Origin of the sequence: Gillisella vitis, assembly GCF_021559775.1 — a bacterium.
Taxonomy (GTDB): domain Bacteria; phylum Pseudomonadota; class Alphaproteobacteria; order Rhizobiales; family Rhizobiaceae; genus Allorhizobium; species Allorhizobium ampelinum.
Genome location: NZ_CP056047.1, coordinates 58,670 through 74,293, shown reverse-complemented (window position 1 = coordinate 74,293; position 15,624 = coordinate 58,670). Strand labels below are relative to the sequence as shown.

The 15,624-nt window shown below is 58.9% G+C and carries 15 protein-coding genes; 7 read left to right on the top strand and 8 right to left on the bottom strand.

Features of this window, described 5'->3' with window-relative positions; translation table 11 throughout:
* Positions 1-325: 325 nt before the first annotated feature.
* Positions 326-1,009 (top strand): phosphate regulon transcriptional regulator PhoB, encoded by a 684-nt coding sequence (gene phoB / locus AVCG78_RS00360; protein ID WP_015914768.1) that lies wholly within the window; start codon positions 326-328, stop codon positions 1,007-1,009.
* 91 nt (positions 1,010-1,100) lie between these two features.
* Here phoB and AVCG78_RS00355 read toward each other — a convergent pair whose 3' ends face one another.
* Positions 1,101-1,652, bottom strand: a complete 552-nt coding sequence (locus AVCG78_RS00355; RefSeq protein ID WP_071202607.1) for a GcrA family cell cycle regulator — start codon at positions 1,650-1,652, stop codon at positions 1,101-1,103.
* 429 nt (positions 1,653-2,081) lie between these two features.
* Between AVCG78_RS00355 and AVCG78_RS00350 the strand changes: the two genes are divergently transcribed.
* From AVCG78_RS00350 to AVCG78_RS00340, 3 genes are all read left to right on the top strand, one after another.
* Entirely contained in the window at positions 2,082-3,290 is a 1,209-nt protein-coding gene (locus AVCG78_RS00350) for an aspartate aminotransferase family protein (RefSeq protein ID WP_015914765.1), read from the top strand.
* Positions 3,291-3,305: 15 nt separating this feature from the next.
* Positions 3,306-4,223, top strand: a complete 918-nt coding sequence (argF, locus tag AVCG78_RS00345) for an ornithine carbamoyltransferase (protein ID WP_071202605.1) — start codon at positions 3,306-3,308, stop codon at positions 4,221-4,223.
* Between the two features lie 292 nt (positions 4,224-4,515).
* A complete protein-coding gene (locus AVCG78_RS00340; protein ID WP_041696131.1) occupies positions 4,516-5,505 on the top strand; it encodes an Hsp33 family molecular chaperone in 990 nt (329 codons plus the stop codon).
* A gap of 11 nt (positions 5,506-5,516) precedes the next feature.
* Here AVCG78_RS00340 and AVCG78_RS00335 read toward each other — a convergent pair whose 3' ends face one another.
* The 5 genes from AVCG78_RS00335 to dapD form a co-directional block, all read right to left on the bottom strand.
* Positions 5,517-6,797, bottom strand: a complete 1,281-nt coding sequence (locus AVCG78_RS00335; RefSeq protein ID WP_409065485.1) for a glycerate kinase type-2 family protein — start codon at positions 6,795-6,797, stop codon at positions 5,517-5,519.
* Between the two features lie 8 nt (positions 6,798-6,805).
* Positions 6,806-7,405 (bottom strand): DsbA family protein, encoded by a 600-nt coding sequence (locus AVCG78_RS00330; protein ID WP_071202814.1) that lies wholly within the window; start codon positions 7,403-7,405, stop codon positions 6,806-6,808.
* 130 nt (positions 7,406-7,535) lie between these two features.
* The gene (locus AVCG78_RS00325; protein ID WP_071202603.1) at positions 7,536-8,132 is read right to left on the bottom strand and encodes a hypothetical protein; all 597 of its coding nucleotides are present in this window, start codon (positions 8,130-8,132) and stop codon (positions 7,536-7,538) included.
* The gene (gene dapE / locus AVCG78_RS00320) at positions 8,119-9,333 is read right to left on the bottom strand and encodes a succinyl-diaminopimelate desuccinylase (RefSeq protein ID WP_071203062.1); all 1,215 of its coding nucleotides are present in this window, start codon (positions 9,331-9,333) and stop codon (positions 8,119-8,121) included. Before dapE ends, AVCG78_RS00325 begins: the two co-directional genes overlap by 14 nt.
* Before the next feature lie 104 nt (positions 9,334-9,437).
* A complete protein-coding gene (dapD, locus tag AVCG78_RS00315; RefSeq protein ID WP_071202599.1) occupies positions 9,438-10,295 on the bottom strand; it encodes a 2,3,4,5-tetrahydropyridine-2,6-dicarboxylate N-succinyltransferase in 858 nt (285 codons plus the stop codon).
* A gap of 266 nt (positions 10,296-10,561) precedes the next feature.
* On the opposite strand from dapD, the gene AVCG78_RS00310 reads away from it, so the two are divergent.
* On the top strand, positions 10,562-11,440 hold the full coding sequence (locus AVCG78_RS00310) for an LOG family protein (RefSeq protein ID WP_071202812.1): 879 nt from the start codon (positions 10,562-10,564) through the stop codon (positions 11,438-11,440).
* A gap of 250 nt (positions 11,441-11,690) precedes the next feature.
* Here AVCG78_RS00310 and AVCG78_RS00305 read toward each other — a convergent pair whose 3' ends face one another.
* Both AVCG78_RS00305 and AVCG78_RS00300 read right to left on the bottom strand, forming a co-directional pair.
* Positions 11,691-12,926 carry a flagellar hook protein FlgE gene (locus AVCG78_RS00305; protein WP_071202597.1) on the bottom strand — a complete coding sequence of 412 codons (1,236 nt, stop codon included), beginning with the start codon at positions 12,924-12,926 and terminating at the stop codon, positions 11,691-11,693.
* A 120-nt stretch (positions 12,927-13,046) separates the two neighbouring features.
* A complete protein-coding gene (locus tag AVCG78_RS00300; protein WP_071203064.1) occupies positions 13,047-13,352 on the bottom strand; it encodes a hypothetical protein in 306 nt (101 codons plus the stop codon).
* A 33-nt stretch (positions 13,353-13,385) separates the two neighbouring features.
* Between AVCG78_RS00300 and AVCG78_RS00295 the strand changes: the two genes are divergently transcribed.
* A complete protein-coding gene (locus AVCG78_RS00295; protein ID WP_071202810.1) occupies positions 13,386-14,615 on the top strand; it encodes a DNA recombination protein RmuC in 1,230 nt (409 codons plus the stop codon).
* An 86-nt stretch (positions 14,616-14,701) separates the two neighbouring features.
* The gene (locus tag AVCG78_RS00290; protein ID WP_071202595.1) at positions 14,702-15,601 is read left to right on the top strand and encodes a ribokinase; all 900 of its coding nucleotides are present in this window, start codon (positions 14,702-14,704) and stop codon (positions 15,599-15,601) included.
* Positions 15,602-15,624: the final 23 nt, after the last annotated feature.

Genomic DNA, 15,624 nt, shown 5'->3' with positions numbered 1-15,624 from the left:
TGCATGACGTGTTGATATCTCAAGGCATCAAGACCTTGAGATATCAAAGAAAAGCATACCAAGAGCCATGATCTGTGGCTGCCGGTATGAAACCATGACGGAGATTGGCATCGGACAGCTCAGCGTCTGACGCCAAATGGGGTGGGGGCTTCACCCGAAGGTTCGACCTGTGGCGACAGGCCAGCCTTCCAGTCACAGTAGAGCGCCATCATGAAGCGCAAACATGCTGTAAACATCGAAATTCTCGTATTGCCGTGTTCTTTTTCGCCAGAGCGGACAAGGAAAGGCTTGCGGGAAGACTCTCTCATTGAAGGTATGGGATCGAATGCTGCCGAAAATTGCCGTCGTTGAAGACGAAGAAGCCCTGAGCGTCCTTTTGCGTTATAATCTGGAATCGGAAGGCTATGAGGTCGAAACCATTCTGCGGGGAGACGAAGCCGAGCTTCGCCTGCAGGAACGGGTACCGGATCTGCTGATCCTCGATTGGATGTTGCCGGGTGTTTCCGGCATTGAGCTATGTCGTCGCCTGCGGATGCGGCCCGATACCGAGCGCCTGCCGATCATCATGCTGACCGCGCGTGGCGAAGAGAGCGAACGGGTGCGCGGACTTGCCACCGGTGCCGACGATTATGTCGTCAAGCCTTTCTCGACCCCGGAACTGATGGCCCGCGTCAAGGCGATGCTGCGCCGCGCCAAGCCGGAAGTTCTGTCCAGCCTGCTGCGGTGCGGCGATATCGAGCTTGATCGCGAAACCCACCGTGTCCATCGCAAGAGCCGCGAAGTGCGCCTCGGGCCAACCGAATTCCGGCTGCTGGAATTCCTGATGACCTCACCCGGCCGGGTGTTTTCCCGCTCTCAACTGCTGGATGGCGTCTGGGGCCATGACATTTATGTGGACGAGCGCACAGTCGATGTCCATGTCGGACGGCTGCGCAAGGCGCTCAACTTTTCCAATATGCAGGACGTGATCCGCACGGTGCGCGGCGCTGGCTATTCGATGGAAGCATAAGATCGCTGCTCGGTTTTTATGGACCGAAAACCCAGTGGAACGAAAAAAGCGAGCCGGGCGGCTCGCTTTTTTTATGACATCCGATCAAAGATCAACGGGCGTTGGCGGCAGCCCGGCGCCGCTCGTTTACCGGCTGGTAGGCGAGCTTCGCATGATATTTGCAATAGGGCGAATTGTCCTGGCTGTCGCAGCCACAGAAATGAAACTCATCGGTCATCGGGTCGCCAACCGGCCATTTGCAGGTCCGCTCGGTCAGATCCGTCAGCGACAGACGGCGCGAGGCTGGCAGAATGGTGGTGTTGAGAACCGGCAAGGCAGCCATGTTCTCGGTGACATCCATGTCGAGATCGTCGTTCAGCGCGGTCGCCGCAGTGGTGCGCGCGGCAGGACGCGGCGCGCTGGAAGGCGTGCGTGCAGCAAAACTCGGTGCGCGGGGCGTGGACGGTGCTGGCCGCTTGGGTGTGCGCGCTGGCGTCGCCGCAGGACCGCCTGCCTTGGCGCGTCCAGGAAGGCACAACCGATGCACCTTGCCAATCACGGCATTCCGGCTGACGCCGCCAAGCTGCGTCGCAATCTGACTTGCGCTCAGGCCTTCGGCCCATAATTTCGTGAGTCTTTCAACTCGCTCGTCCGTCCAGTTCATGCCGCAATCTCCGCCTGGTGCACGCGCTTGACGCGGAATCCATCATCCATGTCCCGGAAGGTTCCGGAACCCAACTTTCCTCGTGTTGTTGGTGACTTTTCCGCCGCATGCAGTGTAGTAATTCGTTATTAACCTAGTGTGAGCCTGACTCCGTGACAAGAGTCGCCGAATCATCGTGAATCGAATTTCAGGCTTTTCCCCAACTTGCTATCCACCGATTTTTTATCGATGCTGTTTGTTCAACAGCGCTCGCAAGGACATGTCGGAGCGATGCCTTTGCCCCGATGTTTTGTTGACAACGCTGGCGGAAGCCGGAATAGTGCAAATGCCGCCGAAAGGCGGCATTTTTGATTTTTTCCACCGGTTTTTCGGTGGTTGGCCTATAAACTCATTGAGACTTCAAAAAGCCGCTCGAAAGGATTTTCCGCCATGGCTCAGACATCAACGCCGCTGTTCAACACGTTTTCACGTGCGCCGCTGCGTTTCGAGCGAGGCGAGGGCCCGTGGCTTTATACTGAAACAGGTGAGCAATATCTCGACTTCGCTGGCGGCGTCGCCGTGACGTCCTGCGGTCATTCGCATCCGCATCTCGTCGAGGCATTGAAAAGCCAGGCGGAGAAAGTCTGGCACCTTTCGAACCTCTATGAAGTTCCCGGCCAGGAACGCTTGGCCGCAAGGCTGGTCGAGGCAACATTTGCCGACAAGGTATTTTTCACCAATTCCGGTGCCGAAGCGCTCGAATGCGCCATCAAGACGGCTCGCCGCTATCACTATAGCAAGGGCCATCCGGAGAAGTTCCATATCATCACTTTCGAGGGTGCCTTTCATGGCCGCACCATCGCCACCATCGCTGCTGGCGGCCAGGAGAAATATCTTGAAGGCTTCGGCCCCAAGGCGCCCGGCTTCGACCAGGTGCCGTTCGGCGATCTCGACGCATTGAAGGCGGCGATCACCGACAGCACGGCTGCGTTGCTGATCGAACCGATCCAGGGCGAAGGCGGTATTCGCGTCGTGGGGAGCGAGTTCCTGCGCGAATTGCGGGCAATCTGCGACGAGAAGGGCCTGCTGCTCATTCTCGACGAAGTACAGTCGGGCGTTGGCCGGACGGGCAAGTTCTTTGCCCATGAATGGGCTGGCCTCACCCCCGACATCATGGCGGTCGCCAAGGGTATTGGCGGCGGCTTCCCGTTCGGTGCCTGCCTTGCCACAGAAGAGGCTGCGTCTGGCATGACGGCTGGCGTGCACGGCACGACCTATGGCGGCAACCCGCTGGCCATGGCGGTCGGCAATGCGGTTCTCGATCTGGTTCTCGCCGATGACTTCCTGCAAAATGTCCGGGATGTGGCGCTGATCTTCCGGCAGGGTCTGGCTGGTCTGAAAGACCGTTTTCCAGGCGTGATCGAAGACGTGCGCGGCGAGGGCCTGATGCTCGGCATCAAGGCCGCAGTGCCATCCTCCGAACTGCTGCATGCGATGCGCCACGAGCATATTCTGGGCGTTCCGGCAGGCGATAACGTCATCCGCCTGCTTCCGCCTCTGACGCTGACTGCTGAACAGGCCCGAGAAGGCCTCAAGCGCATCGAACAGGCCGCCGAGGCCTTGTCCGCGCAGGCCGCCCTCAAAATCGCTCAGGCATGAACGACAGGTAACACCATGGCATCCCCGAAACACTTCCTCGATCTCTCGGCCATGACGTCCGAGGACCTTCACTCTATTCTGTCCGACGCCCATCAGCGCAAGACCAAGACCCGGGCCGGAACAGCGGACAAGCCGCTGGCCGGCAAGATGCTGGCGATGATTTTCGAAAAGCCATCGACCCGCACCCGTGTTTCCTTCGATGTCGGCATGCGTCAACTGGGCGGCGAGACGCTGTTTTTGTCCGGCACGGAAATGCAGCTTGGCCGCGCCGAGACGATTGGCGATACCGCCAAGGTCCTGTCGCGCTATGTCGATGCGATCATGATCCGCACCACTGATCACAACCGCCTGCTGGAATTGGCCGAACACGCCACCGTTCCGGTGATCAATGCGTTGACCGACCTGACCCATCCCTGCCAGATCATGGCTGACATCATGACCATCGAGGAACATCGCGGCCCGATCCGGGGCAAGACGCTGGCCTGGACGGGCGACGGCAACAATGTGCTGCATTCGCTGGTCGAAGGGGCGGCCCGCTTCGGCTACCGGATGAACATGGCTGTGCCAATGGGCTCTGAGCCGGAAGACCAGATCCTCAACTGGGCGCGCAACAATGGCGGCGAGATCATGCTGTGCCATGATGCCGACCGCGCCGTGTCCGGTGCCGATGCCGTAATCACCGATACCTGGGTATCGATGAACCTGGAGCATAAGGCACGCGGCCATAACGTATTCCAGCCTTTCCAGGTCAACCCCGCCCTGATGAAACAGGCAAAGCCCGATGCATTGTTCATGCACTGCTTGCCCGCTCATCGCGGTGAGGAAGTGACCGATGAAGTGATCGACGGGCCGCAATCAGTTGTGTTCGACGAGGCGGAAAACCGGCTACATGCCCAGAAGTCCATTCTCGCCTGGTGCCTTGGCGCAGTATGATGGTTTCAGGCTGCTGAAAGCCTTTGCAGAGTGGGGTTGCAGACTTCGCTGCCCCGCGAGATTGCGAGAGCATGGCTGATGCGCAATTTTACCGCTTGATCTTGAGGCGGTAAGATACCATTTGTCCGTCTTGTTTCGAGGCATGGGCTTTTCCTCGGTTCGGACAGGTCGCTGTGAACCCACCTTGACCAAATAATCGTCATGCAGTCATTTTAGATTGCAGCGCCGTGCGGTAGATGCATGGCGTTGCCCTGCATTCATCCAGGGATGCATTCGTGCCAGGAGTTGTGCCATGACAGACAAATTGAGCGCGTTGGGCGAGTTCGGCTTTGCCGGTGACGACCGAGTCGTACCCTTCCAGGTCGATGGTCTGGATGTGCGGGGCCGTGCGGTCCAGCTCGGGCCTTTGCTCAACACGATCCTGGATCGGCATGACTATCCCCCGGCTGTTGCCCGCCTGCTGGCCGAAGCGATTGCACTGACCGTGCTGATCGGCACCTCGCTGAAATTCGAGGGCAAGTTTATCGTCCAGACCAAAAGCGATGGCCCGGTGGATTTGCTGGTTTGCGATTTTGCCACGCCGGAAAATGTCCGTGCCTATGCCCGCTTTGACGAAGAGCGGTTGGCGCAGGCATTGGCCGACGGCAAATCGACACCAACGGACCTGCTCGGCGCGGGAATCCTGGCCTTCACCATCGATCAGGGCAATTACATGCAGCCCTATCAGGGCATCGTGCCGCTGGATGGCTCCTCGCTGGAAGACATTGCCGGTTTTTATTTTCGCCAGTCGGAGCAAATCCCGACGCGGGTGCGGCTGGCCGTGGCCGAGCTGTTTGATCGAGACAGTTCCGGCAAGCCGCGCCACAGCTGGCGCGCTGGCGGGTTGATCGCGCAATTTCTGCCGGAGGCCCCTGAACGCATGCATCAGGGCGACCTGCCGGGCGGTGATGGTGACGACAATGCGTATGACGGTCCCGATGATGACAATTGGGCGGAAGCCCGGATGCTGGTGGAAACCATCGATGGGGACGAGTTGACCGATCCGCAGATCGGCACCGAACGGCTACTGTTCCGGCTTTTCCACGAGCGCGGCGTCCGCGTTTATGAACCGCAGGCCGTCCATGATCGGTGCAGCTGTTCCCGTGACAAGATCAAGGGTGTACTGAAGGGCTTTACCGCCGAGGAAATCGCCGCCAGCGAAGAAGAAGGCGAGATTTCCGTGACCTGCGAATTCTGCTCGACCACGTATAAATACGAGGCCGATGAAGTGACGCCCGCATAATCTGCGAGCGCTCAACGGATCAGGATTGCCCTGAAATCATTGACATTGGTGCCAGTCGGGCCGGTTTCGAACAGGTCGCCCAGCGCTTCAAAGGCGCTGTAGCTGTCATGGGCATCCAGCAGGGCCGCGCCATCCAGCCCCTGTTGTTTCAATCGGACAATGCTGGTGCCATCGACAAAGGCACCGGCATTGTTTTCCGTTCCGTCGATACCATCGGTGTCGGCGGCAAGCACCTCGATATCGTGACCAGCAATGCCCAGCGCCATAGCGAGCGCGAAAGCGCCGTTGCGCCCACCGCGTCCTGCGGCCTGCGTCCCTTGGTTTTTGATGGTGACCGTGGTTTCGCCGCCGGACAGCAAGACGACTGGCTTGGGAAATGGCCGATCCTTAGCCGCGATTTCACGGGCCAGCGCCGCATGAACGCCAGCCACATCGCGCGCCTCCCCCTCGATACTGTCGGACAGGATCGCAGCGCGCACGCCAGCCGCTTCTGCGGCAAGCGCTGCTGCCTCAAGGGAGACGCTGGCTGACGCGATGACATGATGCCGGTTGCGCGCAAAGGCTGGATCGTCTGGCCGGGGCGCATCGGCGGCTGAGGAATTCAGGTGATCCAATGCCGTCTGCGGCAGGCGCAAACCATAGGCGCGAACAATCTCCAGCGCCTGATGACGGGTTGAGGCATCCGGGACCGTCGGGCCAGAGGCCACATGCGCCGGGTTGTCGCCGGGAATATCGGAAACGATCAGGCTGACGACTGGCGCTCTGGTCAAGGCCACCAACCTCCCACCCTTGATCGTCGACAGGTGTTTGCGCACCACGTTCATCGCGCTGATCGGCGCACCGCAGGCCAGCAATTGCCTGTTGAGGTCGATCTCGTCCTCCAGCGTCATCCCGGCGGGCGGTGCGGGCAGCAGCGCCGAGCCGCCGCCGCAGATCAAGGCAATCACCAGATCATCGGGACCAAGCGGGGCAACGAGGTGTTTCAGCCGTTCAGCCGCGGCGAGACCATTGGCATCGGGCACCGGATGCGCCGCTTCGAGCAATTCCAGCCGGGCAAGCGGACAGCCATAGCCGTATCGAGTAACGACAACACCTTCCAGCGGGCCATCCCACAGCGCCTCCAGGGCCGCTGCCATCTGGGCGGCCCCTTTGCCAGAACCCACAACCACCGTGCGGCCCTTTGGTCTGGCAGGCAAATGGGTTCGGATTCCATTCAGTGGATCGGCCGCCGCAACGGCAGCAGCAAACAGGGAGGTCAGAAAGGAACGGGGATCAAGCGTCAGAGGAGCCATAGCCAAACTTACGCGGCCCTCGCCTTGGCAATCGCTTCCTTCAGGGCTTTTTCATCCAGCGCGCCGGGATAGAGCGTCGTGCCGATCACGAAGGATGGCGTGCCGCGAAAATTCAGCGCTTGCGCCTGGAGCCAATTGCGATCGAGCAGGCGAGAAATCTTGTCGCTGTTTTTGTTGGCGGCAGCCTTGACGGCGGTCATGTTGACACCAACGCTTTCAAGCGCCTGGGAAACGCTATCGGGCGTCAATCCGCCCTTCATATCCAGCAGGGCATCTTGTGCCGCTTTATACTGGCCAAGGTCGGGAATGGAAAGAACAGCTTGGGCCGCGACGACCGAGGCCGGCCCAAAAACCGGCCAATCCTTCATCACCAGCCGCACATGACCGTCGTCCTTCACCACTTTGCTGACAATAGGGTGATAGGTTTTGCAGTAGCCGCATTGATAATCGAAGAATTCGGCAATGGTGACATCACCCTTTGGATTGCCCAGCACGGGAATATCCTTATCGAAGAAAATCTCCTGCGGACCGAGCTCCTTGGCCCTCAGCAAACCGGGCGTAGCAAGGCAAGCGGCAGCGGCAACCAGTGTCCGGCGTTTGATCATGATGGAATCCCCATTGTGAGTGCAAACTATCATGGGTCTTGCAGGTCGGAATAAAAATTTTCGTGTCCGGCGCAGAGCGATCAGGTGATCGCTAAGAAGCGCAAGCAAGTGCCGTGGCGGTCAGAACTGATGTCTATAGTGGCGCGACGTCCAGATAGCGTTCCAGGAATTCCGACAGTAGCGTTGTCGGCACCAGCATGACCACGGTGATGGTCGAAACCAGCAGGGTCTGGCCATCCAGGACCGCCGATGTCAGCCGGAACACGCCACCAACCAGGCCAAGCAGGAGCAATAGCCAGAGCAAGATCACCACCTGCCCTAACCCGGGCATCAGGACGGATATGGCGATCAGCAGTGCATTGGCATAGGCAATCGGCAGCGCCAGCCAGTTGGATGTCACCACCAGGGCGTTGAAGCGGTCGTCAATCGAGAAGAAACGGCAGACGAAACCAACCAAAATCAGCGGCAGCATCCAGCTGGCCAGATCGATCATTGTCATGCGCAGGAAAAACAAGGTCCGCATTTGCTGATAGACCGGAATATCCTCCAGCAATGCCTGATACCAGAACACCCATGAAAATATCATGGCCGGCAAAGACCAGGCGATGGACCAGAAGGAGCGGCTGACGCCCCGGTCTGACAGGTCGAGATAGCTGAACCCCTGGCGGTCGCCCTTTAGCAACAGCCAGATCCCGGTCAGGTAGATTTCGACCTCTTTAAACCCCGGCATGGGCAAACCAACTACTGATGAATTCACCGTAAATGCCGGTCAGCGCTTCCAGGTCAGGCACGGCGACCCGCTCATCAACCATATGCATGGTCTGGCCGACCAGGCCGAATTCCACCACAGGGCAGTAATCCTTGATGAAGCGGGCGTCGGACGTGCCACCTGTTGTCGATAGGGCTGGCGTTTTACCGGTCATTTTTTCGATGGCAGCACTCAAGGAGGAGATCAGCGCGTTGTTGCGGGTCAGGAACACCTGGCTTGGCCGGTCGGCCCAGACCAGCTCATAGGCAATCGGCGGGCGGCCTGGTCGCAGCAGCGGATCGGCGCTGGCCGTATCAAGCCGGGCAATGATTTCGGTCCGCAGCGTCTCGGCGGTCCAGGTATCGTTAAAGCGGATATTGAATTTGGCGCTGGCACGGGCCGGAATGACATTGGTGGCGGCGTTACCGACATCAATCGTCGTGACTTCCAGATTGGAAGGCTGAAAATTTTCCGTTCCCGCATCGAAGGCCGGATGCATCAGCGCTTCCGCAAGCTTGATCATACCCCGCACCGGATTGTCGGCCAGATGCGGATAGGCGGCATGGCCCTGGACGCCCTTTACGATGATCTCGCCTGACAGCGAGCCGCGCCGCCCGATCTTGATCATGTCGCCAAGCTGGTCGGGATTGGTCGGTTCGCCCACCAGGCAGGCATCCCAGCGCTCGCCTTTGGCGGCGGCCCATTCTAGCAGTTTGGTGGTGCCGTTGATCGAGGGGCCTTCCTCATCACCGGTTATCAGGAAGGAAATAGACCCCTTCGGCGCGCCTTGGCTTTCGATATGGCGGGCAATGGCGGCGACAAAGCAGGCGATGCCGCCCTTCATATCGACCGCGCCACGTCCGTAAAGTTCGCCTCCAGCGATCTCGGCGGAAAACGGCGGATAGGTCCAGTCCGCCTCATTGCCTACAGGCACCACATCTGTATGCCCGGCAAACATCAGATGCGGCCCCTCCGTGCCCAGCCGGGCATAGAGGTTCTCGACATCCGGCGTGCCCTCTTCGCGCGCCACCATCCGTTCCACGGTAAAGCCCAACGGTTCCAGCATGGCGGCCAGCGCCGACAGCGCCCCGCCCTCGGCAGGCGTCACGGAGGGGCAGCGGATCAGGGTCTGAAGATTGTCGACGGGATCGGTGGCAGATGAATTGGCTGGATGCTTTGACATATCGATCTTGAGAACGAGACAAGGGAAAAGGATGGACGCCATCAAGGCTGAAAGGGGCAGGAGCCAGCCAAGGACGCCGTGTTCCTGCCCAGAAAAGCCGCAGATCAGTCGCGTAGCAGCTCGTTGATACCGGTCTTGGAGCGGGTCTGGGCATCGACGCGCTTGACGATCACGGCGCAATAGAGGCTGGGCGCCGGCAAGCCGTTCGGCATGGTGTTGGGCGATGGCATGGAGCCTGCGACAACCACGGAATACGGCGGCACTTCACCATACATTACCTCGCCGGTGGCGCGGTCGATGATCTTGGTGGACTTGCCGATATAGACGCCCATGCCGAGCACGGCGCCTTCACGAATGATGCAGCCTTCCACGACTTCGGAGCGCGCGCCGATGAAGCAATTGTCCTCGATAATGGTCGGCCCGGCCTGCATCGGCTCCAGCACGCCGCCAATGCCGACACCACCCGACAGATGCACATGGCGACCGATCTGGGCGCAGGAGCCTACCGTCGCCCAGGTATCGACCATGGTGCCCTCGCCGACATAAGCGCCAAGATTGACGAAGGACGGCATCAGGATAGCGTTGGGGGCAATGAAGGCCGAGTGACGCACCACCGCATTGGGCACGGCGCGGAAACCGGCGGCGCGGAACTGGTTTTCACCCCATCCTTCGAATTTGGACGGCACCTTGTCCCACCAGGTCGAAGCCCCCGGCCCGCCCTTGACGACCTCCATGTCATTGAGACGGAAGGAGAGCAGCACAGCCTTTTTCAGCCATTGATGCACGGTCCATTGGCCATCCTCTCCACGGGTGGCAACCCGCACCTTGCCCTGGTCGAGCAGGGCAAGCGATTGCTCGACAGCATCGCGCACTTCGCCCTTGGTCGAGAGGGTAATGGTGTCGCGATTGTCAAAGGCAGTCTCGATGACGGTCTGTAAAGAGGAGAGGTCCATGGCGCTCATGAGGATTCCTTAAACTTCATTGGCTAACGTCAAGTCCCGATGCCATCGGTCCTGCGTTGATAAACTGGTGATTTCCTCTAACGCATTGGCTTGCCCTTGGGAACCATTCAGCGTCCTTTCGCGCGCATGTTTTCCAAGGCGGTGCCGCAGCTTTGATCACCACATGGATGCGAGACGTCCGTCGGCAGAAAGCGCCGCCGCCGTCATAAATCCCACTCGATTGACGGGATCATGCAGCAGTGCGGCAAGAGATGAAAGGTTCGAAGATGGCGAAGATGCGCAATGGAAAACGGCGAAAGACGGATGGCAGCTGGGCGCCGCTGAAGGACAACCAGACGGATCGGCAAAATGCCAGGATCGTTCCGCAGACGCCGCAGACCCTGTCGCCGTCCTATCGCCTCGCCTATGCCGATGACGATTTTTTGTGCCGGGAAGAATTGCGCCCGGTGCGTCTGCAACTGGAATTGCTGAAAACCGAAATGGTGCTTTCCGAACGGGGCATCAAATCCACCGTGGTGATGTTTGGCGGCGCACGCATTCCGGCACCCGGCCAATCCGCCTGGGCGGCGCGCAACGACATACAGCGGCGTAATCTCGAAGCCGCATCGGTATTTTATGACGAGGCCCGCGCCTTTGCCCGGCAATGCAGCCAATACGCGGCACGGTTCGACTATCAGGAATATGTGATCGTCACCGGCGGTGGGCCAGGTGTGATGGAAGCGGGAAATCGCGGCGCCGCCGACGTCGGTGCGCCATCGATCGGGTTGAACATCGTGCTGCCGCATGAACAGGCGCCCAATGCGTTCGTGACGCCGGACCTGTCCTTCAACTTCCACTATTTTGCCATCCGCAAGATGCATTTCCTGATGCGGGCCAAGGCAATCGTCGTCTTTCCCGGCGGTTTCGGCACGCTGGACGAGATGTTCGAGGCGGTGACGCTGATCCAGACCAAGCGTATGGCACCGATTCCGCTCATCCTGTTCGGTCGGGAATTCTGGCACAGGATCATTGATTTCGACAGCCTGGCGGAGTTCGGAACCATTGCACCCGACGATGTCAAGCTGTTGAGCTTTGTCGAAACCGCTGACGAGGCCTGGGATATCATCGCCCGGCGGTATGAAATCGAAACGGCTGAAACCGCGTGATCGTATGTGAAGACCTATACGGAAAAAAGGAAAAACCTGCCGTGCGGGCACACGGCAGGTTTTCCGGGAATCGCCATCGGAATGAGCGACGGCGATCAAGCGTGGCGCGCTGGTAAAGGAATGGGCCTTTCCTTTGCTCCTCTGACAGCGCCGTGCGGCATATATGGCACGCGACGCTGTAACGCCTTATATCTGCTGCATAATCTTTCCATGCGTTCAGAGAGATGACAGCCGATAGATCTGCGATCCGTTACCGGACCATGTTGATGACGGTGTCGAGCATGTCGGCTGCCGTCTGGAACACCTTGGAGTTAGCGCTATAGGCGCGCTGAGCGGCGATCATGTCCGACAGTTCAGACGCAAGGTCGACGTTTGAGCTTTCCAGCGTGCTGGATTCGATGGTGCCGAAGCTGCCTGTGCCAGCAAAGCCGACGACGACGGTACCGGAATCGGCATCCACCTTATAGGCAGTGCCGCCAACCTCCTCGAGGTTGTCAGGGCTGGCAACGGTGGCAAGCGCAATCTTGTAGGTATCTGTTGTGGTTCCGTCGGAAGATACGGTGCTGATAACGCCATCACTGCCGATCGTGTAGTCGGACGAACTGCTGGCAGCACTGCCGTTTGCGCTACCCTCTATGCTGGTGGAGGTGGCCGTCTGGGTGATATCCGAAAAATCCAGATCAATCGTAAGGCCTGTCTCGGAATCGGTGAAGGACAGGGTGCTCGTGCTGCCGTCTTCCAACTCCCCTGCGCTATCGAAGGTCAATGTTGTCGAGCCTAGTTCACCATTGTCATAGGGGAAGCTGGTTCCGTCATCATCGTCATTAGCCTCATCGTTGCGGTAGATCGAAACTTCCCACTCATCGTCATCGGTCTTGGTAAAATAAATGTCGTATTGGGTGGAGGCACCTTGTTCGTCATACGTGACGATCGAAGACTTCGCCGTGTAGGTAGCATCCGCGGAGTTCGAAGACGGTGTATCCCCAGAAACGACTTCTTTATCGCTCTCCAGGTTCCCGCTGACTTCGCCGGAGGTCGTGGCCGACGCCGTGACCTCGCTGGTGTCGATTTTCACCGGTTCAAGACCGTCGAAACCATTGATGACAGAAGCCGGTTCGCCGTTGTCGTAAGAATAGCCCAGCAGCGTATAGCCGGATGAGTTCACAAGGTAACCATCCTCGTCAATCTCGAAGTCGCCCTGACGGGTCAGGAAAACATCACCCTCATCATCCTGCACAACGAAATATCCGTCACCGTCGATCGCCAGATCCGTCTCCGACGAGGTCGACTCGAGATCACCCGACTGGGACACTGTTTGGGTGGTCGTCGAAGTCGTTCCGCCATTCACCAAACTGGAAAACGCAGTCTCCGTGCCTTTGTAGCCGGTCGTGCTCGTATTGGAAATATTATCCCCGATGGAGGTGAGTTTATTGGACTGCGCCGTCAGCCCCGATACCGATGAGTTCATTGCAGATGCAAGAGACATATAACGGTCTTTCTGTATAATTGTTGTCGTAGCGAATTGATGTCTATAAAAACTTGTGTGAGGCTTACGGCTTTTCTATTCATTTGATTTTATTTCCATATTTTAAATCCAGCCGCAGATTCACTGGGTTGAAACGACCTTGGAGAATGCTTGGCCATGCAGCTGCACGCCCTGCGAATCGAGGAAATGAAATGGAGACGGCAAAATGGGCGATGGCTGGCAGCCCTGCCCTCGCTTGGGGGCATCTGAAACAGGCGAAACCGCTGGCGTTAATGGGCGCGATAACGGCTTTTCGGTCTCTTCAACGCAGGCCTGACAACTCCAGCAATTTTGATTTTCGAAATATTTGATAGAATTCCTGGCGATGTCCTTGCCGAAAAACTGGTGGCACCACAGAATTTGTTCACGATTTGATCTAGCCTTCATCAACAAACCTGCTAGATTGCGCCTATGAACCAAATGCTTTCCGCCCTCAGCAGACCCGCACTGGCCTATGGTGAAAACCAGTTCAGCTTCGGCGCCGTGGCGCTAATCCTGGCCGTGATCGTGCTCGCTGCTCTCTGGCTGCGGCTCTGTTTAAAACTTCGACAAAAGGAAGATTTCGACCTCGGAGCCGCGATTGCCGCCGAGCGGCAGGCAAGCGAGGATCGACGTCTCGAGGCCTTGATGCAGGCGCAAGCCGAAATGCAGGGCCGGCTTGCCACCATGACGGACCTGTTCGGCGCCCGGCAATCGGAGTTCAACCGCAGCATCAACGAGCGACTGGACGGCATGACCCATCGCTTGGGAAGCACGATTACCGAACAGACGAAATCCACCCATGACAATCTGCGTATCCTGCAGGAACGGCTGGCGGTTATCGATGCCGCGCAGAACAACATCCAGTCCCTGGCAAAGGATGTGGTCGGGTTGCAGGCCATTCTGTCCAACAAGCAGACGCGCGGCGCCTTCGGTCAGGCACGGATGGAAACCATTATAGCCGATGGCCTGCCGATGGGCGCCTACGCCTTCCAGGACACGCTCTCCAACGGATCAAGGCCCGATTGCACCATCCGGATGCCGAACGGTCAGCCGCCGCTGGTGATCGACGCCAAATTTCCACTCGAAGCCTGGAACGCCATCCGCGACGGGACGACGCCAGAACAGAAAAAACTCGCTGGCCAGCAGTTTCGGCGCGATATGGAGGTGCATCTCAAGGATATTGCCGAGAAATACCTGATGCACGGTGAAACACAGGATACCGCCTTCCTGTTTGTCCCATCCGAATCGATCTTTGCGGAGATCCACGAGAATTTCGAGGGGATCGTCCAGCGCGCCCATAAGCTGCGGGTGGTGATCGTTTCGCCCTCCCTGCTGATGCTGTCGATCCAGGTCATCCAGGCCGTGTTGAAGGATCAGCGCATGCGCGAACAGGCTCATCTGATCCAGGGCGAGGTCATCCATCTGATGGAGGATCTCGGGCGGCTCGACGAGCGGACCCGCAAGCTGCAAAGCCATTTCCTGGCCGCCCAGAAAGATGTCGAGATGATCCTGACCTCGACCGACAAGCTCAATCGGCGCAGTGCCAGAATAGAGGCGATGGATTTTGCCAGCGCGCCCGATCCGACGGCAAAGCCAGCACCACAAACAGATGCTAGCGTCGAGAGCCGGACGGGTCTTCTCAAGCTGCGCCTTGTTGACGAAGACTGATCACTGCCGCAAAACAGAACCCGAATCAGTCGGACCGGTTTCCTTCAGGCCCGCATCGTTCAAGCAGCATCGTCAGGAGTGCGCCCATGATTACCGTTTTCGGCTCCATCAACATGGATCTCATCGCGACCACCAGCCGTCTGCCCAAGCCAGGTGAGACAGTGGCCGGCAACGGCTTTGCCACGGCAGCCGGCGGCAAGGGCGCCAATCAGGCGCTTGCTGCACGCCGCGCAGGCGCCCAGGTGCGGATGGCCGGTGCGGTCGGCAAGGACGGGTTCGCCGCCCCTGCACTGGCGCTTCTGGAGGAAAGCGGAACGGATCTCGACAGCGTCAAGACCGTAGCGGAGGCAACCGGAACCGCACTCATTCTCGTCGGCGGTGACGGCGAGAACATGATTGCGGTCGTTCCCGGCGCCAATGGCAGCCTGACCAGCGCCGATGCCAGCGCCGCCATCAAGACCATGACTCGCACTGACAGTCTCGTGCTGCAATTGGAAATTCCAGCCGCAGCCGTCGAAACCGCCCTGCATGAAGCAAAGGCTGCCGGGATCCGCAGCATCCTCAATATCGCCCCACTAACCGAGGAGGCCGCGCGCCTCGGACGAATGGCCGATATCGTCATTGCCAATGAAACCGAATTCGAGCGGCTGGCTGGTGAGACCAACATGGGGGCTGCGGAACGCGAAGCCGCGCTTGTCCGCCTACATGGCGAAACCGGCCAAATCCTAATCGTGACGCTGGGCGCCGAAGGCGTCATCGCCATACGCGATGGCAAGATTGAGCGTGCATCCGGCTTGACCATCGAGCCGGTCGATACTGTCGGTGCCGGGGACACCTTCTGCGGTTATCTGGCCGCTGGTCTAGACGCGGGCTTTGCCTTCGAGGAGGCGCTGCACCGCGCTGCCGTCGCCGGGTCCCTGGCCTGCCTGAAAGCTGGTGCGCAACCCGCTATTCCGCTAGCAGAAGCCGTCACGGAAAGACTCTGATGCCGGATCGGCGCCGTGCTTGA

Coding starts and splice junctions, on each gene's coding strand:
- phoB (WP_015914768.1), top strand. CDS start 326: ATGCTGCCGAAAATTGCCGTCGTTGAAGACGAAGAAGCCCTGAGCGTC.
- AVCG78_RS00355 (WP_071202607.1), bottom strand. CDS start 1,652: ATGAACTGGACGGACGAGCGAGTTGAAAGACTCACGAAATTATGGGCC.
- AVCG78_RS00350 (WP_015914765.1), top strand. CDS start 2,082: ATGGCTCAGACATCAACGCCGCTGTTCAACACGTTTTCACGTGCGCCG.
- argF (WP_071202605.1), top strand. CDS start 3,306: ATGGCATCCCCGAAACACTTCCTCGATCTCTCGGCCATGACGTCCGAG.
- AVCG78_RS00340 (WP_041696131.1), top strand. CDS start 4,516: ATGACAGACAAATTGAGCGCGTTGGGCGAGTTCGGCTTTGCCGGTGAC.
- AVCG78_RS00335 (WP_409065485.1), bottom strand. CDS start 6,797: ATGGCTCCTCTGACGCTTGATCCCCGTTCCTTTCTGACCTCCCTGTTT.
- AVCG78_RS00325 (WP_071202603.1), bottom strand. CDS start 8,132: ATGCCGGGGTTTAAAGAGGTCGAAATCTACCTGACCGGGATCTGGCTG.
- dapE (WP_071203062.1), bottom strand. CDS start 9,333: ATGTCAAAGCATCCAGCCAATTCATCTGCCACCGATCCCGTCGACAAT.
- dapD (WP_071202599.1), bottom strand. CDS start 10,295: ATGAGCGCCATGGACCTCTCCTCTTTACAGACCGTCATCGAGACTGCC.
- AVCG78_RS00310 (WP_071202812.1), top strand. CDS start 10,562: ATGGCGAAGATGCGCAATGGAAAACGGCGAAAGACGGATGGCAGCTGG.
- AVCG78_RS00305 (WP_071202597.1), bottom strand. CDS start 12,926: ATGTCTCTTGCATCTGCAATGAACTCATCGGTATCGGGGCTGACGGCG.
- AVCG78_RS00300 (WP_071203064.1), bottom strand. CDS start 13,352: ATGAAGGCTAGATCAAATCGTGAACAAATTCTGTGGTGCCACCAGTTT.
- AVCG78_RS00295 (WP_071202810.1), top strand. CDS start 13,386: ATGCTTTCCGCCCTCAGCAGACCCGCACTGGCCTATGGTGAAAACCAG.
- AVCG78_RS00290 (WP_071202595.1), top strand. CDS start 14,702: ATGATTACCGTTTTCGGCTCCATCAACATGGATCTCATCGCGACCACC.